Genomic DNA, 22,390 nt, shown 5'->3' with positions numbered 1-22,390 from the left:
CAACTATCCTTTTATTTGATGCCGCTCCAAATAAGCTCATTTCCTATAATCAAAAAAAACCGCCGACACGCTGGATCAAATCCAACCTGGCGGCGGGCGATGGAAAAAAAGAATTAGAAAAGAATTGAAAATAAAAATTACTATGGATTGTAGTTTACGCCTTGTTCAACTTCTGAGAAGCTACCTTCTTAAACGCGTCCACAAACATACCAAGGTCGTCCAAGGTACCCATGCTAACCCTACAATAAGTCTGCTTGTCTATCAAGGCCGTTTTAATGGACACTTGATTCGCCATCATCTTTTTACGGAAATCTTCTCCATCCATGGGAATTGGAAAGAGAATAAAATTGGTATGGGAAGGAATGTAATCATACCCCAACTTCTTAAGTTCACTGTACACATAATCCTTACCCTCGTCGTTCTTTTTGACGGAATATTTCAAGAACTCAGCATCTGTAAGGCTGGCAGCCGCAGCAGCCATTGAAGGTCCAGACAACGAGTTTCTTGGCCCCTCAGCAGTAAGCGCCTTGATCACATCTGGCTGGGCAATGCAATAACCCACACGCAGCCCAGCAAAGGCATGCACCTTGGAAAAGGTCTTTGCTACAATGATATTCTTACCTTTCCGTACGCATTCTACAGTAGTACTACCTGCCGGATCCTTCATGTAATCGATATAGGCCTCGTCAACAAATACAGGCACTTTATCCGATACGAGGTCACAGAAAGATCGGATTTCAGTACCTGTCATGATCTTACCGGTAGGATTGTTGGGATTCACCATGTAAAGCAGGGATATATCCTTGGTAACCTTGCTTTCCATAGCTCCCAGATTGTGGTCCAACTCTTTGGTCAACGGCACTTTCACCCAGTCTGCACCAAGCGATTCGGCGGATCGTACCAATGAGAAATAGGTCGGGTCAGCGGAGAGCACTTTGGAGCTTTTGCCTCCATATACCCTTGCAGTTGCATGAAGCAACTCACTGGAACCCGCACCGAGTAAAATGTAGCTTTTATCCACCCCTTCCACTTCGGCAATGGTGTCCAAGAGCGTTTCCCGATAGGCCCTTGGGTAAAGGAACGAATCTTCTATGGCTGCCTTCAGCGCCTTCTTTGCAGATGCCGCCGGACCAAAAGGGTTTTCGTTAGAAGATAAACGGGCATAATAATCGGAGGGACGTTTTTTCTTTAGCTCTTCAAATTGAAACGCATCAGGGGAGGCGTTCACATAGCCACCGGCAAAGAGTCCGGCAGTAGCTGTCATACTGGCCTTCAGCCAGCTTCTTCGATTTACATTTTTCATAATGAATGTTAGGGTTAAAGTGAATGGATTAAATGAAATATTTTAAACGAAAACACCTTTAGGGAATAACCACCTTCTGTCCAAAAAACTGGCATAAGAATAGGTGATAAATTCCCTAAAGGCTGTCTCCAGCAACTATGAGTTGTTACCTTACACTCACATTGTGGTAGGTTCTGAATGCAATGTCCTTATGAACGCCCGCAAATTCCAAGCGAACCGAGTTGCCGGAAGCTGGAGCGGATAGCCCCAAACTGGACCAAGGCTGTTCGAAGACCAACCTCCCGGTATTGTCCGTGGTGGCTGATCCGATCTCTTGGGTATGATTAATGAACACCCTTACTTGTAACCCGGAAACCGGAATAGAGTCTATGCCCACGGTGTTATCAAGAATACCAGTCTTGTCAAGTTCATAAAACCGACCACTGACCGAAACGGGCGCACTTGCCTCAAAAGAAGACCCCTGTAGCACCACCAATACGGGCGATGCGACGTTTGGCGTAACCAATTCATCTGTCTCCACACAGGAAACTCCAAAAAACAAGGCTATAAGCGCTGTGTACAATCGAATATGTTTTAACTGTAATTTCATATCTCTTTATTTTTTGCAACCAGACAGAAACGCTGCTTAATTGCTGGTGGATAAATTTTCTGGACTAAATGGTTGATACAATTCGTGAAAACTACACGGGCAAGCTTGAGGCTACTCCGCCCACCAAAGCCTCGTTCTCATATTATCTTCTCCATTTAGCATCTGTACGCCTGAAGCTACGTTGTCACTATTCAACGAATATTCCGAAAGCGGATACTCCAATCGAGTCGGCAGCACACCATCATTTGTAAAGATGGAACTGGGATGTGGTGCGGGCATTACCGGAAATCCAGTTCTTCTGTACTCAGTCCAAGCTTCAATTCCTTGACCGAATAAGGCAATCCACTTTTGCGTCATAATGGTTTCCTTATCGATGGTACCTAAACGGGTCATGTAATCACTCGGCATGGTCAGCCCATTTTGATCAAAAGAGGCGGCAATAGCCTGGCTTAAGTAACTCTCAGCACTTCCTTGAATGTCCCCGTCAAAAGCCGCCTCCGCCAATACAAAAAGCAACTCTGAATAGGTCATCAATATACTGGGAGCTTCGGGATCAAGGAACCGATCTCCAATAGTAGAAGCGACAAACGTCGCAGCCGCCTCATCTGTCAATCCGTTAGGCAAGCCTGCATATTCGCCAGCTGGAGTTGGCTTTGCATAGGCTGCAATACGTGGATCATCCAATTCAAGCAGCTTATCTATCAACGTAGAGCTTATATTCCAGTCAGAGCGAGTTGAAAAGACATCAAACATTTTGTTTCTGCTGCCAATAACGTTGGCATGGTTCAAAGCGGCATATTCGGAATTGCTGGAGAATATGGGATATACACTTGGATTACCCAAAATTTCCTGCATTACCGCCCGCGATTCGGCCGGCTTTTTGGCTGCCTGTCTGTTTGCAATTTTTAATCTCAAGGAATTGGCAAACTTCTTCCACCGTAGCACATCTCCACCATAAAGAATGTCGCCCTCAACCCTTGGTCCGCCAACGGTCAATTTATCATTCGCCAACTTCAGGTCAGCAAGCAAGCTTGCATACACATCCTCCATGGAATCGTATTTGGGCGAATAAATTGCCTCCTCAGAAGTACCTTTCAGCGCATCTGAATAGGGTATGGGACCAAACACATCGGTAAGGTAGGAGTAGGTAAAGGATTTCATGACCAGTGCAATACCTTCATAGTTTACGTTAGGATATCGTCCGTCAGGTGCGGCAAGCCGAAGCATACTTTCGAAGTTAACCAACGAGTTCCGATACACATTGTCCCAAGTTCCGGATGCGATGGTAACAGGCACTTCATAGTTATCTCCCTCAGAGTTGATATAGATGTTTCTCGCTATATGCTGTATCCAACACATGGCGGCATCTATGTTCAATCGCTCATAACGTGTACTGTGACCCCAGTACCTGTCTGCCGATACCTGAATGGCGTTTGGCAAAAGCAGGCTGGGATTTACCAATTCCGGTTCGTTGGGGTTGGTATTTATTTCCTCAAATTCACCGGTGCAGGCTCCGACAAACAAGCCGGAGACCAAGAAAAGTGTATAGAGAATGATTTTATGGATTTTCATATGCTTTTCAGTCTACGTGTTAAAATAATTAGAAGGTCACATTTAGGTTGAAGCCGATGTTGCGAGTAGACGGCTGCTCACCGGAGGCAAACCCTTGGGCATTGCCACCTTTCATATCTACTTCAGGATCCATGTGAGGGTGGTTTCTGTGCAACATGGCCAAATTCCTTCCAACTACCGATAATCTGACCCCCTGAATAAACGTCTTGCTTAACAACGATTGGGGAAAGGTGTAGCCGAAGGTAACTTCGCGCAATTTCACGAAAGACCCGTCGAAGATCCCCGCCTCATGGTAATTTCGGGGATTGGTTGCGTTCCAGAAGGTAGCGGCCTGAATGACCACATCATTTGGCACATAAGAGGGATTCTCTGCGGTACCGACATTCTTCACGCCCTGTCCGATCACACCCTCTTCCCTACCAATCGCAGTTTCTGCAAACTGACCCGTTTTTCTGGCGAGACCGGTACCTACATCGAAGATGTCCCCTCCCATTCGGATGTCAATCAAGGTACCCAACGAAAAATTTCGATATCTGAAGTCGTTGGCTATACCACCCATCCAGTCAGGTTGAATGTTGCCCAATCTGAATGTACCAGGCTCTAACTGAGGAAGTCCATTATTGTAAACAATCTCTCCTTCCGGGGATCGCAAGTACCTACGACCATAGAATGTGCCATAGGGCTCTCCAATTCTGGCCTCAGAAGTCACACTGTTTTGCGTGCCCAAAATGTAGTTTTCCAATCCTTCAGCCAGTTCCACCACCAAGTTTCGGTTTCTGGAGAAATTGACGGATAGATCCCAGTTAAATCCCCCTTTGTTCTGCAGAATGCCCGCGGTAAGCATCGCCTCAACGCCTTGGTTGGTTACCTCTCCAGCATTCAAGGTACGGAACTGATACCCTGAGGCATTGGAGATGGCTACCGCAAGGATTTGATTCGTAGTAGATTGATGATAGTAGGTCAAATCCAAACCGATGCGCCCATTTAAGAATCTCAGATCCAATCCAACTTCTCTACCAGTTGTAATCTCTGGCTTTAGATCCCTGTTGGCAATAGTCGGAGCTTCAGAATAAGTAGGGGTCGTGCCAGCCCAAAGCCCTTGGGCTAAAAACGTCTGCCGCAATTGGTAGGGATCGGCATCGTTACCCACTTGCGCTAAGGATGCCCTGACTTTGGCAAATGACAAAACGTTGCTCTGTATGTCAAACAAATCGGTGATCACCGCACTCAATGCCATGGATGGGTAGAAGAATGAGTTGGCATTGATAGGCAGTGTACTTGACCAATCGTTACGACCCGTGATATCTAAGAAAAGCGAGTTATTATATCCAAATTGCGCGGCTCCAAACAAGCTGTTTACAGTTTGCCGTCTGATTTCACTGGAAGGCACGACAGGACTGGCGTAATTTCCCAAATTATACAGTCCATCAATTGTCAATTCCCGTACGTTTACTGCATTGCTTGCGAAGTCATTGGTACGATTGATTCCCCCAGCCTGAACATTTACAGAAAATCTAGACGCAATTGTTTTGTTGTAGTTTAAAATAAAATCGCTGTTTGTTTCCTGACTGGTGATATTGGTCTGTGTGTAAGCTCCAAGGATACGAACATTATTTTTTGTCCGCTCTACACTTGTGATATCTGTGCGGTTATCTGACCAGTAGTCCGTTCCCGACCGGATCATGAGGCTTAAATCATCTGTAAACTTATAGGTCGCCGCAATATTACCCACAAGTCTGTCTTTTTTATTCGCATTGGTGTACCGATCCTGTAGAAAGTACGGGTTTGCAAAGTATTCGTGCTGCCAGTTGGCATAAGGGTAATCATCACCCGGCCTGAATGTGGCACGCTGTATATCGTAATACTGCTCCCAGTTCTTTAGCTTGTCATATTCCGTATGACGGTGCGCCCAAATAAAATCTGAACTGGCTGTAAATCTTCTGTTGTCGGACCCTGACTTTACGTATTCTGCACTGACGGTTACATTCAACTTCGATGTGAGGTTATATCCTGCGTTTATCTTGAAGTTATTTCGGTAATAACCATTGTTGTACATGATACTTTGCTGATCGAGCCTGCCTAACGAAAGCCTAAAGTTTCCGTTTTCATTTGAACCAGACACCGCTATGTTATTCTGGACTGCTCTACCTGTCTCCCAAAACTGCTCCCAGTTGTTTGGCTGCGGCAATAAAGGAACCCTGTCCGGAGCAGAATACCAAAGCGGAACTAAACTGCCGTCCATCGGCGCTCCCCAGCTTTCATCTACACCAGCAGTACCTCGGATTCCGTCCGCGTCAAAACCATTTCGGCCATCCACGTACCAGGTACGGTAACCTGCCCCACCACCATATATATTCTGGAAGTTGGGCTTGACCATCGGCCTGTCAAACGTGACGTTGGAGTTGAATTCGACTCCGATCCCCTTGGTGCCGGATCCATCTTTGGTGGTAACCATGATCACCCCATTCGCTGCCCTAGAACCATACAAAGCAGCGGCAGTGGCGCCCTTCAAAACGTTTATCTCTTTGATGTTATCGGGATTAATCTCAGATAAACCACCACCATATCGCCTGGTATCTGTTTGCTCCAAAGGAACACCGTCAACTACCACAAGGGGCTGATTATTTCCGGATACGGAGGAGGATCCCCGAATTACCACATGCGATCCGGATCCAGGCATGGAGTTGCTGTTTATCTGCACGCCCGCTACACGACCGGCAAGATTGTTGACCACGTTCGGCTGCCGGGCTTCAGCTAGCTTACTACCATCTACGGACTGAGTCGTATAACCCAGCGCCTTTTTCTCCCGTTCCATACCAAACGCCGTTACCACAACTTCGGAAAGCGCCTGCGTATCCGGTACTAATGATACAGTGATTGCGCTGCGGTTACCAACAGCCACTTCTTGCTTGTTATACCCGATAAATGAAATTTCGAGGGTATTCTCCCCCTCTAAAAGCGAGAGTGAAAACTCACCATCCAAATCTGTAGCCGCACCTTTTGCGGTACCTTTCACCAGCACACTGGCGCCCGGGATGGGATCATTGTTTTCATCCAATACTTTCCCCGAGACCGAACGCCCCTGTGCAAGCAGCGGATTGTCAAAGGTTGACACCGCGATAATCAATCCAACGAGAAAGAGCCCTTTCATAAAAGAAGCCTTTCCACTCCACAGTGTAAATGTTTTGATCATGTTGTTAATGGTTAAAGTGAACTATATTTTATCCCGATTCCGGGATGGTTGTGCAAACACAATGAGGTTATTTGGGCAAGTTTAAAAAGATTAGTCAGGGTTTATTTCAGGTAGGTCAGCCATCTTTTTGGAGTTGGCCACCTCCTTAATTCGAGATAAATATAGAACAGGAAAAAGTTAAAACACAACAGACCAAAAATTATTTTTTCACAAATCAAATAACTAAGCATTACGGAAATTATCATTTATTATATTTTTTTATTTGTTTTTTATTATTTTTTCATTTTTTTAAATTTATTTTAATTTTTTTTATTTTATATAATTAATTTTTTTTTGATGAATAAATTACTACCTAAAAATTCATTTTTCAAAAAAATGGGACTTAAAAGAACCTATTTTTGAGTATTACACCATTTTTTTCAAACATGATAGCTATTTTTAAACCCTACTATTTAGCATTTTTTAAATTTTTCCACCTTAATAGGCTTATTTTTAAACTTATTTAATAGTTATAAACTATGTTTAGAATTTTAATTTACATTGAATTACATTTAACATATTTTATTCTGTATTAATATGAATTCAACAAATTGATTAGTCATCAAAAATCAATCTGCAAAGGAAGTAAAATCACCGTTACCACAACAACCTATCTATTTGAATAGCTGAAAGATAGCGTCTTGCTAAAACCAAAGCCCATAAAGCCTTTCGCTTTTTGCAAAATGAAACTTAAAGAAACCCATCGCCCCTGAACCCTAGTAAACCAAAGAAGCTACCTGGTTACCCAGATAGCTTCGACATCTTCGATGAAACGGTCGTAACCCCGACTAACGGAACTTACCTTTTAGCAAGGCCAATTTCGCAGCCAAATCTCCTTCAGGCTCCCTTTCTCGCTGCCGATCCGTAGAAGAAGATCTACCCGTTCCCTTCCTAGCTACTGCCTTCTCCGCAAAAGGATCCGATTTCATACTCAAACCAATCCGCTTCCTCGACAGGTCTACCTCCATTACAGTTACCTCTACTTTTTGGTTTACGCTCACCACATCTGTAGGATCGTTTATAAACCGATCTGCCAAATGACTCAAATGAACCAGTCCGTCCTGATGCACCCCAATATCCACAAAAGCACCAAACTTGGTTATGTTTGTCACAATACCGGGCAATTTCATTCCAACCTTAAGATCTGCCATCGAATTCACTCCTTCTTGAAAAGCAAACAGCTCGAAAGTTTCCCGGGGATCCCTCCCATGCTTTGACAATTCCTCTAAAATATCCTTTAAAGTGGGAAGTCCTACCTCCTCGCTTACGTATTTCTGAAGTGAGATCCGCTCGCCGAGGGATCTGTCTTGCAAGAGCTGCTCGACTTGGCAACCTAAATCCTTGGCCATTTGATTTACCAGTTCATACCGCTCTGGATGTACCGCACTGGAGTCTAGGGGATTCACCCCGTTTCGAATACGCAGAAAGCCCGCTGCCTGTTCGTACGCCTTTTCTCCTAAACGTGGCACTTGTTTGATTTCCTCCCTACTTTTAAACGGTCCCTTTTCATTCCGGTACTGCACGATGTTCTGTGCCAAGGCAGGACCTAGGCCTGATACATAGGTAAGTAATTGCTTTGATGCTGTGTTCACCTCCACTCCTACTCCATTTACACAGCTCATCACGGTATCATCCAGGGAATTTTTCAAGGCCGTTTGATCTACGTCGTGCTGGTATTGCCCAACACCAATGGACTTAGGGTCTATTTTCACTAGCTCTGCAAGCGGATCCATTAGTCTCCTACCGATGGAAACTGCCCCCCTGACCGTGAGGTCAAAATCCGGAAACTCTTCCCGAGCTGCCTCAGAAGCAGAGTATATCGAAGCCCCACTTTCGTTTACCATCACGACGATTACCCCCTCAGGGAGCCCTATTGACTTAACAAAGGCCTCTGTCTCTCTGCCCGCCGTTCCATTTCCAATCGCTACGGCATTGACCTGGTGTTTTTTCACCCACTGTAGAATAACTGATGCCGCATGTGACACCTTTCGCTGCGGCTCATTGGGAAAAATAGTCTCATATTCCAAAAACTGGCCTTGCGGACCTAGGCATACCATCTTACAACCAGTTCGAAAACCCGGATCTATCGCAATCACCGCCTTTTCTCCAAGGGGTGCAGCGAGTAGCAACTGTCGGAGGTTTTCGGCAAATACCTTGATTGCCTCCTCATCTGCCTTCTTTTTAGAATACAGCCTGACCTCCGTTTCCATCGAAGGCTTCAACAATCGCTTATAGCTGTCCTTTACTGCTAACTTTACTTGATTCGAAGAAGGATTATCTCCTTTTATTACCTGCCTTTCGATCAGGTTCAGCGCATCGGCCTCATCCGGACAAGTATCCAGCATGAGAAAAAGCTCCTTTTCGCCGCGGCGCATCGCCAACACCCGGTGCGAAGGTGCCGTCTTGATCGGCTCAGTCCACTCGAAATAGTCACGGTATTTTGCCGCTTCTTCTTCCTTGCCCGGAATCACCCTACATACAAAATTACCCTCTTCAATAAATAACTCGCGTACCTTCTTCCGCACGGTAGCATCCTCATTGATCCATTCGGCTAAAATATCCCGTGCTCCCTGTAGTGCGTCATCAATGGTAAGTACCTCCTTTTCCGCATCCAAAAAGGTGGCTGCAAAACCGGTTACATCAAAACCCACCTCCTGTTCGTAAAGCTTTGCTGCCAAGGGCTCCAATCCCTTTTCCTTGGCAATTGTCCCCTTGGTACGCCGCTTCGGCTTATAGGGCAGATAGATGTCTTCCAATACCGCCATGGTTTCCGCCGCTGCAATCTTATTTGCCAGCTCGTCCGTTAGCTTTCCCTGCTCCTTGATGGATTTCAACACTGCCTCCTTACGCTTTTCCAAATCCCTCAACTGCTGTATCCGATCGCGTATACCGGCAACCTGCACTTCATCCAGACTCCCGGTAACCTCCTTGCGGTACCGTGATATAAAGGGCACCGTCGCACCCTCATCCAACAGCGCAACGGTATTATCCACCTGCTTTAACTGAATCCCTAATTCCTCGGCAATCTTTAAGTAATGATCCAAATTCACCATCTGATAATAGCTGTCTTTCGGTAATAATTTTACATTTAACCCGCAAGTTAAGCCTTAATCGGATGCTTTACCCCAAAAAGTTTGAAAAACACCGTGAGGATTTACCACAACAATGTTGTAAATTTGAAACAGCCTTAACGGTAAAAAAACCTCATGATAATGGATAATCCTGATCGACAAGAGAAAATGTATAACCTCATCAACCTGGAAGAAATAAGTGGTGGAAGCAATGAGTTTATAGAACAAATGATCATCCTTTTTCTCGAACAAGCTGACAAGACAATCAAAGGTATGGAAGAAGCCTTGGCTTCCGGCGATATTGCTGAAATTCGAAACCTGGCACATCAGCTTAAGCCCAGTGTGGATAACATCCGGGTAGAGGCCCTTGGAAAGTCAATCCGAATCGTAGAAGACTTGGCAGAAAACCAACCGAATTCAAAAGATCTACCGCAATTCGTATCCATTTCCATGGAGCAACTACGGGAACTGGTTCAACAGTTAAAACGAGATTTTAGTAATTTAGGGTAGGTTCTCCAAATCCGGGTAAAAATACTGCTTTCTTCGCCTTTCCTGTTCCGCTTCCTCCACCATTCCAAGCGCCTCCAATAACACCACACGATACCCGTGCGCTTCCCTTGCAACGGGAGAGTCGGGAAATGACTTAACAGACAGAGTTAGTAACCTGAGCGCATTTTCGAACTCAGTCTCTAGGTGGTTATCCACAATTCGCTTCCCCTCCGCGAAATTCCCCATCCAATTCATCGCTTCGGGAGACATCCTTTCAGCTTCCTGAAATACGGGAAAAGGTGATAGCTTCAAAGGCTGCAGCTTCTCCTTTATTTCCAATGGCTTTTTTATTGAAAAAAAGGCGGAAATCGCTTTCAAATAGGCATTTGCTTCCTTCTTGTTGTAGGCGCTTCGTTTTAATCTGTCCTCTTCCGGCGCATGTGAGAAAAAGGAGGCCTCTGCGATCACGGCCGGAATACCATATGTCCCCCTTAAAACTCCGGCCCCGGAGTTGGGGAAAATACCAAAATCGGAAACGACGCTTAGGTGCGTTTCTTCTGTAAACAGCGCCCCTTTAAAGGATTCACCTAGTAATTTAGCAAGAACCACACTCGCAACGTTTTCCTCTGCACTACCATGGAAGTAAATGATAGGGAAATTTACAGACCGGTCGGCCGTTGCATTGTGATGGATGGATAGAAACATATCCGCTTGATTGGCCATTGCAAGTGCCGCCCTGTCCGCCAGACTGACCAATACATCTTCTGTACGAGTCATCAGTACCTTCGCTCCATTTCTCTCCAACATGCGCTGCAAGATGCGGGCTACACGTAGGTTAATCCATTCTTCCCGCTCTCCAGTAGGTCCCACCCGATACTGATCGGTATCGGCCGTTCCACCATGTCCTGGGTCTAGACAGATTACCTTCCCCGACAGTACCTTCCTTCCTTTGCGATCCTGACCATGAACCATGTTCACCGAGCTGACAAACAAAAGGACAGCGAACAGAAAAAGAAGGGGAATAGACGTTAGTTTCATGGTTCGATGATTGGTATATAGTGGTCAAAAGAAGCTAGGATCTACCAAACCGGAAGCTATTACATCCTAGATAGGTATTCCACGGTTTTCGGCTGAAAGAGGATCTCAGTTTAAAGAGCCATCTTATTCGATGGCTCTCTAAACTGAGATTGAAAGGTTTATGCACTAATTTAGCGGAAGAACTTCTACCAGTTGATCCGCCTCTGGCTGAACCACTTCTATTTTAGGCGCTACTTGATTCTCAGATATGCCAAGTGGGCTCTCCACTGGAATAAACGGTGCAATGACAATGGACACAATAGAGGTCAGCTTGATCAAAATATTCATAGACGGCCCGGAAGTGTCTTTGAAAGGATCCCCTACGGTATCTCCGGTAACAGAGGATTTATGAGGCTCAGACCCTTTGTAGTACATCTGCCCGTTGATTTCTACACCCTTCTCAAACGACTTCTTTGCATTATCCCAAGCGCCACCGGCGTTATTTTGGAAAATACCCATCAAAACACCTGAAACGGTCACTCCTGCCAACATCCCCCCAAGCACTTCATGTCCAAATAAAAATCCTACCACAATGGGCGAAACCAGCGCAATTGCCCCAGGAGCCACCATCTCTCGGATCGAAGCTTTGGTCGATATTTCCACGCACTTTTCGTAGTCGGGTTTATTTTTATACTCCATGATACCCGGGATCTCCTTGAACTGCCGTCTCACCTCGTTTACCATGTCCATTGCAGCCCTTCCCACGGCAGCAATCGCCAAAGAAGAAAAGATAAAGGGGATCATGGCTCCCACAAACAAACCGGACAATACATCTGCTTTATAAATATCAATGGAACTTATACCGGATATTCCCACATAAGCGGCAAATAAAGCCAGGGCAGTCAATGCAGCCGATGCAATCGCAAACCCTTTCCCCGTGGCAGCCGTGGTATTACCTACTGCATCCAAAATATCCGTCCGCTCCCTCACTTCCTTGGGCAAACCGGACATCTCCGCAATCCCCCCAGCGTTGTCTGCAATCGGGCCAAATGCGTCAATAGCCAACTGCATGGCTGTGGTAGCCATCATTCCGGCCGCCGCAATGGCAACACCGTATAACCCTGCGGCCAGATAGGAGGAAAAAATACCTCCTGCGAGCACCAGAATCGGCAATACCGTCGACTGCATCCCAATGGCCAAGCCGCCAATGATATTGGTCGCATGGCCCGTGGAAGATTGCTTGATAATGGAGTTTACCGGGCCACGGCCCATTGCTGTATAATATTCCGTGATGATGCTCATCAGCGCTCCGACGATCAATCCAATAAATACCGCCACGAAAACCCCCATTTTGGTGAATGCTACCGACGCATCTCTTTTCATTACCAAATCCCCTTCGGGCAGCATGAAGTCAATTAAAAAGTAAGAAGCCGCTACCGTAAGAAGTATGGAAATCCAGTTTCCTTTATTTAAGGCATTTTGCACGCTTCCATTGTCATCGTTGATTTTCACAAACAAGGTCCCTACAATGGAAAAGATCAATCCCAGCCCGGCAATAACCAATGGCAATAAAATGGGCGCAATACCACCCAAGTTATCATTAGATATAATTTCCCGGCCCAACACCATGGAAGCTAAGATAGTCGCCACATAAGAACCGAACAAGTCAGCGCCCATGCCTGCCACATCACCCACGTTATCGCCCACGTTATCTGCGATAGTGGCCGGATTTCGGACATCATCTTCCGGTATGCCAGCTTCAACCTTCCCTACCAGATCCGCCCCCACGTCTGCTGCTTTGGTATAGATACCGCCTCCTACACGCGCAAAAAGCGCTATCGACTCCGCACCCAAAGAAAACCCTGCCAATACTTCCAGGGCTGTCTCCATCTCATGGCCGTTCACATCACCACCCTGAGATATCACAAACATGTAATAAAAAACGATAAAGAGAGATCCCATACCAAGAACAGCTAGCCCGGCAACACCCAACCCCATCACCGTGCCTCCGGTAAAAGATACTTCAAGCGCCTTTTTTAAACTGGTTTTGGCTGCCTGAGTAGTCCTAACATTCGCCTTGGTAGCAATCTTCATCCCCAAATAACCGGCAAAGGCGGATGCAACCGCACCTATCAAAAAAGCTATTGCAATCACTGGACTAGAATTCTCCAACAGGGTACCGGACCATCCCAAAACCAAAGCCGCAATGACCACAAAATAAATCATTACCTTCCACTCAGCTTTCAAAAATGACATGGCACCCTTGGCAATGAACCCAGCCAACTCTACCATATTCTCCTCTCCCGAAGGCTGCTTGGTAACCCAAGCCGACTTTACCGCCATTACCAAAAGGCCAATGATTCCCAATAAAGGCACCAAATAAAGAAATACCTGCTCCATATTGTCGATTAAAGAAAGTTTTAAATTTTAAACATCCGACAAATATATTATTATTAGCAACCATAGCAATAAAGAAATGATATAATTGGCCCGGTGAAACCTAAAAGTAACGGTAAGTGCAACGAGCCTCCTTAAAAATCAGGCATTTACTCTTTAAATGCCGTTAGCATAGGACAAGGAGGTTATTTTAAAAAAACACCCCCTCGTCATCGTTTTTATAAAACCTCTCATTGAAAAAAAATTGCACCACCCAAAAGACTCTAGACAAAAGGCTTTAAAACCCCACGTCTATTCGTTTTACCTGCACAAAAAAAAGCCCTACCTGTCCGTAGAGCGGGTAGAGCTTTTTTCTTCTGAGGCAATCAAAAATTAGGAAATGTACGTAATCGAAAGGGTGATAGGAACAGCCTTCAATGCTTTACTGATCGGGCAGCCTTCCTTGGCTATCTCTGCCAGCTCCCTGAACTGAGCCTCATCCATTCCTGGTACTTTGCCCTTAAGATCCAAAGTGATGGAAGTGATGGCAAATCCACCTTCCTCCTGTTTATCCAATGATACGGTGGCTACTGCACTCAATTCCTCTGCAGCGAAACCCTTTCCTGCAATCTGAAAGCTCAATGCCATGCAAAAACAACCTGCATGAGCAGCGGCAATCAACTCCTCCGGATTGGTGCCAGCCTTGCCATCTTCGTTTTCAAACCTTGTCTTAAACGAGTACGGTGTCGCGTCAAAAAATCCACTGGGAGCACTGAGGGTTCCACTGCCTTCTAATCCGGTACCTTTCCAAACAGCTGTTGCTTTTCTTTTCATGTGTGACAATTTTATGATTAGGTTCTAATGGTATAACTAGAGATTATAAATTTAGTGATTATCCCCTAGAATACCCAAATATCTTAACAAGAAGGGTAGATAAAATCAGCAAACCGACAGATTGCCATCAAAAGACCTTGAATCCCAACATGACTTCCAACTCCACTTCTTCACCCACCATTGATTCGATTTCCGATTTCACCGCTTGAATCTGTGCGCTGCTAAGGCTGTGTTCCGATACCAGTTTGACTGCTAACCTCAGTGGTTTTACCTGACGAACGCTGATATCCCGAAGCACAACGCCGTTTACGCTATGCCCGTTTAGCTTGGAGATCACGTCCTTTTCCCGCACCATGTCTATAAACCCAAAAAAAAGCGGAAGACTGATCAAAACAACTACTAACAATGAATAAACCAATCCTTTGGTAGCCAACCGAAAAGGACTAAAACCTAAGAGCAAAAAGGTAAACGCAGCAGAGAGCAAAATACCCGCCAAATTAGTCGTAAGTAGTAAAAGTGCCCCAGAAAAGATGTTCCAATCCGCCCAACCGAGGCCAATACCGGATACAGCGAGAGGAGGCACCAATGCGACAGCAATCGCCACGCCTGCCAATGTCTTGGCCACCTCTTCTTTGGCATGGGCGTAAGCACCGGCTACGCCTGAAGCCACCGCTACCCCCAAATCCAACAAATTTGGCCTGACCCGTGCAAGAATCTCCTCATTGGGGATGCTCAACGGCGTAAGCCAAGTGATAAACACTGCACAAAGATAAGCCAAAACCAACCCCAGGCCAATCGCCTTGGAACTGTCCCACATCAATCGCTTATCCTGCCTCAAAACCCCCATGGACATCGAGATAATCGGCGCCATCAGCGGCGCCAGGATCATAGCTCCGATAATCACGGGTGAAGAATTACCAAACAAACCCAAGGTGGCAATACAGGTCGACAATAACATCAAAACCAAATAGCTGCTACTCGCCCGGGAGTTTTGCCGTAATGTTGAAAAAAGGTCCTTAAACTCCTCCTTGGAAGCGTGATGGATAAACGGAAGAGGTCGATTAACCAATGCATCTCGAGATTCCCCTCTCGGTAACACCTCCACTTTGAAAACATCCTCCTTCTTGGGCGTTGGCTCCATTTTCAAATACCTGCCTGGTACGAGACGGATTGCCTCTGGAACGACCTCCAGTTCAATTTCTTTGGCGCTCATCAATAAACCATCACAAGTGAAATTAATTGAGTTGTCACTCTTTACACGGAGATGACCTGTCTTAATGTGGGCGGCAAACGGCGGAAGGCGACGACTGCCAGAACGGAAAATGCTATAAAACCCGAACCAAATCAGCCCCGTTACGCTCCTCGGTGCCAAGGCTATCAAATGCATGCGGCCATCATTGATAAATGCATCCTCCAATACCATTCTGCTCAACCGGCTACTTTGTCCGTGCTGCACCACTACCATGCCCAGACAAGCCGTGTTGATGGGGTTTTTTTCCGGAAATTCAAAAGTAAACAAACTGGACTCTAACCTCTTGAAAAGTCGAAAAAAACTCGACAGCTGACTCATGGAACGGGACCAAAAGCCTTCCTTTACCGAACCGGAAAGCAGGCTTAAGGATTCACCAATCACCAGTGTATTAAAAACCGGTCTTCCGTTTGCCATCAAAATATCGATGAATTTCCCTTCCGAGGCTTCCAGCATATCTTCCACGGTAACTGAAAGCCTCCCCTCGATGCCAAATCCAGCTTTTGCCTGTGCCATCCGTGGATGGGGAAGCAGCCCCACCGTCCAGTTTTCCGAAATGGCCAATGGAAAGAATTCCCGCAGTTGGTCATCTCCCAAGTACGTCAACAAAAAGTCTTCCCTTCCCAGCTCGACCGTCAACTCAGTTTGAAAAGGGAGCTTAAGCTTGAGGTTCTCCTTTAATATGGGCAGGATTTCTTCCTCAACCGTTTCGGTCTCTCGCTCGTCGTATAGTAATACTATGCTCTTCATCCGGCTATCGTTGTTTTCAGGATTCCCCCAATAAGACCTTTAGCACGTTGATTGCGGCATCACTAACCTGCGTACCTGGACCAAAAACAGCCTTCACACCCTTGCTTAAAAGAAACGCGCTATCCTTTGGCGGGATGACCCCTCCTGCCACCACCGCAATATCCGACCTCCCGATTCGCTCCAGCTCAACAAGTAACTCAGGAATAAGTGTCCTGTGCCCCCCTGCTTGCGAAGACACTCCGACCACATGTACGTCATTCTCCGCTGCCTGCCTAGCTACCTCTTCCGGAGTCTGGAAAAGTGGCCCCACATCCACATCAAATCCTAAATCGGAGAAGCCACTCGCAATGATTTTTGCGCCTCTGTCGTGTCCATCCTGTCCGATCTTTGCGACCAGCAAACGCGGCCTTCGGCCCGCTAGCTTCGCAAAAAAATCCGCTTTTTCCTTTGCCGCCCGTACGGACGGAGAGGTCCCTGCCTCCGAAACATACGCACCAGACACGGTTCGGCTAATGGCTTGATATCTTCCAAAACTTTCTTCCATTGCATTCGAAATTTCCCCCAAGGTAGCTCGTACTCTTGCCGCCTCTACGGCCAATTCCAGCAGGTTTCCTTCCCCGGAATCCGCGGCTTCCTTTAACCGGGTTAGCGATGCCGCCACTTTTGCATCGTCTCTACCTTTACGAACGTCACGTAGTCGCTCCACCTGAGCGGCAAGAACCGCTTCATTATCCACCTCAAGAATGTCCATATCTTCCTCTTCCCCTGAAATGTACCTGTTTACTCCTACTATGACGTCCACACCCTCGTCTATTCGAGCCTGCTTGCGGGCTGCTGCCTCCTCTATTCGCATCTTTGGTATGCCTTGCCCGATGGCCTTCGCCATCCCTCCCAGCTGCTCGATTTCACGCATATGCTCCTCAGCCCTAATCAGCAGATTATCGGTAAGGTACTCCAAATAATTAGATCCCCCAAAGGGGTCAATGGCATCTGTCAATCCTGTCTCCTGCTGAAGATATAGCTGAGTATCCCGGGCAATCTTCGCCGAAAACGGTGTCGGAAGCGCAATGGCTTCGTCATAAGAGTTCGTATGCAATGACTGGGTATGTCCGATTGCTGCAGCCAATCCCTCCAATGTGGTTCTGCAAATATTGTTATAGGGATCTTGTTTGGTCAACGACCATCCCGATGTCTGACAATGGGCACGAAGCATCAACGACTTGGGGTTTTTTGCACCCATCTCCTGCATCATTCGCGCCCAAAGCACCCTTCCGGCCCGTAGCTTGGCAATCTCCATAAACTGGTTCATCCCTATTGCCCAGAAGAAAGAAAGCCTAGGTGCAAAATCATCAATAGCTAGACCCGCATCAATACCCCTTTTTACATAATCCAACCCATCTGCCAGCGTATACGCCAATTCCAGATCTGCCGGAGCACCCGCCTCGTGCATGTGGTAGCCTGATATAGAGATCGAATTAAACCTGGGCATATGCTGGGCGGTATATTTAAAAATATCCGACACAATCCGCATAGAAGGTTCCGGAGGGTAGATGTAGGTATTCCGAACCATGAATTCCTTTAAAATATCGTTCTGTATTGTTCCGGTGAGCCGATCCGGTGCAACCCCTTTTTCCTCCCCTGCTACGATAAAAAACGCCATGATCGGAATAACCGCACCATTCATCGTCATAGAAACCGACATCTTCTCTAGTGGAATTCCCTCAAAAAGCTGCTTCATATCCTCCACGGTATCAACCGCCACCCCGGCCTTGCCCACGTCCCCTTTGACGCGCGGATGATCCGAATCATACCCCCGATGGGTAGGAAGATCAAATGCTATCGACAGGCCTCGCTGACCCGCCGCAAGATTCTGCCGGTAAAACCGATTAGATTCCTCCGCAGTAGAAAACCCGGCATACTGACGGACGGTCCACGGCCTGGACAAATACATCGATGCATACGGCCCCCGCAAGAAAGGAGGTGCTCCGGCAATGGAATTCAAAGGAAATGTAGGACTGAGCGATGACCGGCTCGGAAATGGCTTTCTCAAAAATCCCTCTGGAAAATAGGAGGGCGCCGGCACATAGTCAGCAGAAACCAAGCCACTTTCGGAGAGAGACCATTCCTTCCATTGGAATCCAGGTAACTTGCTCCGAATTCCCATCGTCAGGGCGGCTAGAAGCGCCCAAGTCAGATTTTCGATAAAATAGGCCCCTCCGATCGGATCTACCACCTGCGCCAAGTAAGACTCCTCCCCCAGAATACGCCCAACCTGAAGGCTTACCCTGGCTGCAGGACCGGACTTTTCCTCAGACTTATTCTCGTAGGGACAAATCAACAGTCCATCTGCTCCGCCCAACACCGCAGCAACAGACTGCGTGCTGTGACGAATCAATAACTGATAACCGTCTGCTCCTCGCGGGGCACTTACCGCCATCACATAGCAAGCAGCAGGAAGGGTCTCTACTCCCAAATGGAGGTTTAACTGATGCACCACCACCTTGATGGCACGGATGATGGCTAGTTGAGTCAAAAACGTTTCGCCGACCGTAACTTCAACCATAAATGCGGAGACCCATTCTTTGGCAGGTAGGGCTACCCTTTTCCCGAGCAGCAAAAATAAGTCTACTAACTCATCCAAGGTCTTCGTGGGGCCGGCGTCAGTTGGGAGGCTGACTCCCAAAACCCGAAAGTCCGCTAGACCTAACAAATACCGAAAAGCGGCATTTTCATCCACTAAACCCTCACTAAGTTGCGCTATCTGCGAGCTATTCCAAACAATTCCCCCATGAATCTCCTCCCTCGAAACCCTCCGGGACTGAAGCCAATTAGACATCGTCTCGATGAACTCTAAGGGATCTCCAACAACCCTTATCCAAACTCCTACGTGACGTAGCTGGACTCCCTCAAATATTGCCCCAAAATTTGATTTCGATGACAACGAAATCAAGAATGCATCCACTCCTTCGTTCAATGACAGCAGTATGGCAGAATTTAGTTTGCGGTCGTCCGTTCCAAGTACCTCTACGATATTTTCCCAAGCCCGACCATTCGCTTTAAACTTCCTGATCCGGTTTTCATAGGGCTTTAAAAAAGGGATGGTATCGTCTTCGGTATATACCGCATCTACGACGAGTCCTTTTTCGACTTCCACGTTCACCTGGGACAGGTCTAGCCCTTCCCGTTGCATAAGCGCTAACCATTGCTTTTTGGTTTGGGGGAGAAATCGATCATCCAACAGGTTCATAGTGTAGGCCAAGATTAAAAACTACGATTCATACCGGGGGTTACCTAGCCAAATGTACTCCTTTTGCGGGCCAATTCCGACAATAACCGGGCAAATTTCGCAATCGCCTGAGCAGGGCCATTTACATGCCTAGATCAAAAAGAAGAACTGGCGATCGAAAAAAAGTGAATTTCCATTGGGCCAAGTTGTGCACCATTCATGGTTAATTTCACAGGAATAAAAATTGCAGAAATTAAAAAACCCCAAATACACCAAATCAACCGAGAAAGTAAAAAAGTCAAGTCAAAAATGATTTTTTATTTTATTTTCTTTTTAACAAATTTGTCTCCCTTCGTCAATACGTACGGGGCGAATGAATCTTAATAATGCGATTTTAGTAGTAAAATGGGTGCAGAAGCAAGCGCTATATGGATGGAGTGCCTGCGTGTGATTGAAAAACACGTAAATGAGCAAAGCTTTTCTACTTGGTTTACCCCCATAAACCCGGTAAGAATGGAGGGTTCTACCCTGACTATCCAAGTGCCCAGCCAGTTTTTTTACGAATGGATTGAAGAACATTACGTGGATGTGCTGAAACTGGCCATCAAGACCGTCATGGGGCCTAACGGCCAATTGGAATACGCGGTAGTCGTAGACCGTGGAAACTCCCAAAATCAGCCCTATGTAGTCAGTTTCCCTCAAGGAAATAAATCAGGTAAAAAAATCAAAGAAAAGCAGGCGGTAGCTGCGGGTGAGTCCAATGACCAAAGCCCTTTTGACCTACCCTCGCTGAATGCTGAAACCACACTTCAATCGAACCTGATTGAAACGTACACTTTTAGCAATTTTATCGAAGGCGACTGCAACCGCTTGGCAAGATCGGCCGGATTTGCCGTAGCCAACAAACCCGGCATTACCTCGTTCAACCCTCTGCTGATATATGGAGGAGTGGGACTGGGTAAGACGCATTTGGTACAAGCCATCGGAAACGAGATAAAAAACAATTTGGAAGATAAGTTCGTGCTTTACGTCTCATCGGAAAAGTTTGTAAATCAATTTTTAGATGCCATCAAGGATGGGAATGTGAAGCCGTTCACTAATTTCTACATGCAGGTAGATGTTTTGATCATCGATGATATTCAATTTTTCGCTGGAAAAGGCCGCACCCAAGAAATGTTTTTCCACATCTTCAATCACCTCCATCAAAACAAAAAGCAAATCGTAATGACCTCCGACTGCGCCCCCAAAGACCTCATGGGGTTAGAAGAGCGTCTTTTGTCCAGGTTTAAATGGGGCCTGACAACAGATTTGCAGATGCCCGACTTTGAAACCCGTGTGGCTATAATCAAACGAAAAATGCAGAGTGAGGGAATTTCGATTCCCGAAGATGTTATCGAATACTTAGCCTACACCGTGGACACGAATGTACGTGAACTAGAAGGTGTCATGATTTCGCTCATCGCCCATGCATCGCTAAACCGCGTAGATATAGACCTTAGCCTGGCTAAGGCAATCATGAAGAACATTGTCAAAGACATCGAGGCTGAGGTCGGTATTGACTTTATCCAAAAAACTTGTGCGGACTATTACGACATCAAACTCGACGACCTAAAAGCCAAAACCCGCAAAAAAGAAATTGTGACTGCCAGGCAAGTGGCGATGTACTTTGCAAAAGAATTCACAAATCACTCCTTAAAATCCATAGGGTACCATTTTGGAGGTAGAGACCACAGCACGGTCATCCATGCAGTGCAAACTGTGAATGACCTGATGGAAACTGACAATTCTTTTAAGGCCTCTATTTTGGAACTTCGAAAGAAGTTTAAAATGAAATCATATTAATCGGATACGAAATAGGTAACCTCAGGGAGACAGAGGCTGTCTCACCACACCCTCCAACTTGCTGATCGGAATACTGAGTTCCGTAATTCCCATGACATAGGGGCCTATTTCGTAAGGATTATATAGCAGCACAAAATCCCCCTCCGAATACCCCATTGCCTGCGGGAGAAAGAAACTTCCATTGTCTAAAAAAAAGCGCCCATCATCCTCCAGAGAAACTCCATCTGCCACATCATGGTGAATACGAAACGCTGCGATGGCTCGATCAAGCAATGCTTCTTTATCTAAAATAAGGGCATCATTTTTCAATTTGATTCCGCCCTGCGCCAAATCGAAGGTCACGAAGGAATAAGAACTGTTCGGGTGGGCTCCGCCGGTGAAAGAAAACATCGTAAACTTTAGGGTAATCAAATCCCCCGACCGAAACACCTCCTTTCCGTCAAATTCAATCATCCAGTCTACGCTATTGTACCCATCCCGCTCGACTGTCTCAAAGGAGGCCATAAAATCGGCTATCGCTGCCTCGTAATTTTCAAACGGGGTAGTTTCTTCTCCCCAAGTGAGGCTAGCAGTTAAAAATTCTTCTACTGCCTCATTTATACTGGTATAAGCGGGACTATTTCCGGCATACCGAGGAAATGCGATATCTACCGTCACGCAATTTTCACCTACACAACTTTCGTAGCTTTTTTGAATAATTTCGGGAATCTCATTTTTTTGTTTTGCTTCTTCCACACGGTTGGTTCCTCGGCCACAGGCAGCCAATGCCGTCATCATCAAAACCCAACTTATTGCTACTTTCATCTTTGTCCTGATTTATTCTTTAGTTAGCACACCAAA

General features: G+C 46.3%; 13 protein-coding genes and 1 pseudogene. 2 read left to right on the top strand and 12 right to left on the bottom strand.

All coding sequences use genetic code 11. The features are described from left to right. Nucleotides 1–154: 154 nt before the first annotated feature. The 5 genes from IAQ59_RS16420 to IAQ59_RS16400 all read right to left on the bottom strand — a co-directional run bounded on the left by IAQ59_RS16420 (nt 155) and on the right by IAQ59_RS16400 (nt 9,749). Complete coding sequence (locus IAQ59_RS16420; protein ID WP_209331929.1) at nt 155–1,303, bottom strand: pyridoxal phosphate-dependent aminotransferase; 1,149 nt, start codon at nt 1,301–1,303, stop codon at nt 155–157. Between the two features lie 145 nt (nt 1,304–1,448). Further along, nucleotides 1,449–1,892 carry a hypothetical protein gene (locus tag IAQ59_RS16415; RefSeq protein WP_209331928.1) on the bottom strand — a complete coding sequence of 148 codons (444 nt, stop codon included), beginning with the start codon at nt 1,890–1,892 and terminating at the stop codon, nt 1,449–1,451. Nucleotides 1,893–2,003: 111 nt separating this feature from the next. After that, on the bottom strand, nt 2,004–3,464 hold the full coding sequence (locus IAQ59_RS16410; RefSeq protein WP_209331927.1) for a SusD/RagB family nutrient-binding outer membrane lipoprotein: 1,461 nt from the start codon (nt 3,462–3,464) through the stop codon (nt 2,004–2,006). A gap of 28 nt (nt 3,465–3,492) precedes the next feature. Continuing rightward, the gene (locus IAQ59_RS16405; protein ID WP_209331926.1) at nt 3,493–6,657 is read right to left on the bottom strand and encodes a SusC/RagA family TonB-linked outer membrane protein; all 3,165 of its coding nucleotides are present in this window, start codon (nt 6,655–6,657) and stop codon (nt 3,493–3,495) included. Nucleotides 6,658–7,484: 827 nt separating this feature from the next. Further along, nucleotides 7,485–9,749, bottom strand: coding sequence for a Tex family protein (locus tag IAQ59_RS16400; RefSeq protein WP_245189657.1), 2,265 nt, complete (start codon nt 9,747–9,749; stop codon nt 7,485–7,487). Nucleotides 9,750–9,908: 159 nt separating this feature from the next. Between IAQ59_RS16400 and IAQ59_RS16395 the strand changes: the two genes are divergently transcribed. Further along, the gene (locus IAQ59_RS16395; protein WP_209331925.1) at nt 9,909–10,277 is read left to right on the top strand and encodes an Hpt domain-containing protein; all 369 of its coding nucleotides are present in this window, start codon (nt 9,909–9,911) and stop codon (nt 10,275–10,277) included. Here IAQ59_RS16395 and IAQ59_RS16390 read toward each other — a convergent pair. From IAQ59_RS16390 to IAQ59_RS22790, 6 genes and pseudogenes are all read right to left on the bottom strand, one after another. Further along, complete coding sequence (locus tag IAQ59_RS16390) at nt 10,269–11,294, bottom strand: N-acetylmuramoyl-L-alanine amidase (protein WP_245189656.1); 1,026 nt, start codon at nt 11,292–11,294, stop codon at nt 10,269–10,271. The genes IAQ59_RS16395 and IAQ59_RS16390 overlap by 9 nt on opposite strands. Before the next feature lie 165 nt (nt 11,295–11,459). Next, nucleotides 11,460–13,673 (bottom strand): sodium-translocating pyrophosphatase, encoded by a 2,214-nt coding sequence (locus IAQ59_RS16385; protein WP_209331924.1) that lies wholly within the window; start codon nt 13,671–13,673, stop codon nt 11,460–11,462. A gap of 369 nt (nt 13,674–14,042) precedes the next feature. Then, nucleotides 14,043–14,483 (bottom strand): OsmC family protein, encoded by a 441-nt coding sequence (locus IAQ59_RS16380; RefSeq protein ID WP_209331923.1) that lies wholly within the window; start codon nt 14,481–14,483, stop codon nt 14,043–14,045. Nucleotides 14,484–14,610: 127 nt separating this feature from the next. Further along, nucleotides 14,611–16,482, bottom strand: a complete 1,872-nt coding sequence (locus IAQ59_RS16375; protein ID WP_209331922.1) for a DUF389 domain-containing protein — start codon at nt 16,480–16,482, stop codon at nt 14,611–14,613. 16 nt (nt 16,483–16,498) lie between these two features. Next, on the bottom strand, nt 16,499–18,646 hold the full coding sequence (gene scpA, locus IAQ59_RS22410) for a methylmalonyl-CoA mutase (RefSeq protein WP_425342618.1): 2,148 nt from the start codon (nt 18,644–18,646) through the stop codon (nt 16,499–16,501). A 21-nt stretch (nt 18,647–18,667) separates the two neighbouring features. Next, nucleotides 18,668–18,919: pseudogene (locus IAQ59_RS22790) on the bottom strand (methylmalonyl-CoA mutase family protein); the annotation flags it as partial. Between the two features lie 1,194 nt (nt 18,920–20,113). Between IAQ59_RS22790 and dnaA the strand changes: the two are divergent. Further along, on the top strand, nt 20,114–21,550 hold the full coding sequence (gene dnaA / locus IAQ59_RS16365; RefSeq protein WP_209331920.1) for a chromosomal replication initiator protein DnaA: 1,437 nt from the start codon (nt 20,114–20,116) through the stop codon (nt 21,548–21,550). 21 nt (nt 21,551–21,571) lie between these two features. On the opposite strand, the gene IAQ59_RS16360 is transcribed toward dnaA, so the two are convergent. Then, complete coding sequence (locus IAQ59_RS16360; protein ID WP_209331919.1) at nt 21,572–22,354, bottom strand: DUF3298 and DUF4163 domain-containing protein; 783 nt, start codon at nt 22,352–22,354, stop codon at nt 21,572–21,574. Nucleotides 22,355–22,390: the final 36 nt, after the last annotated feature.

It is taken from the genome of Lunatimonas salinarum, assembly GCF_017811155.1.
GTDB lineage: Bacteria > Bacteroidota > Bacteroidia > Cytophagales > Cyclobacteriaceae > Lunatimonas > Lunatimonas salinarum.
Note: the sequence above shows the minus strand (reverse complement) of the source record. Positions and strands in the feature narration are given on the sequence as shown.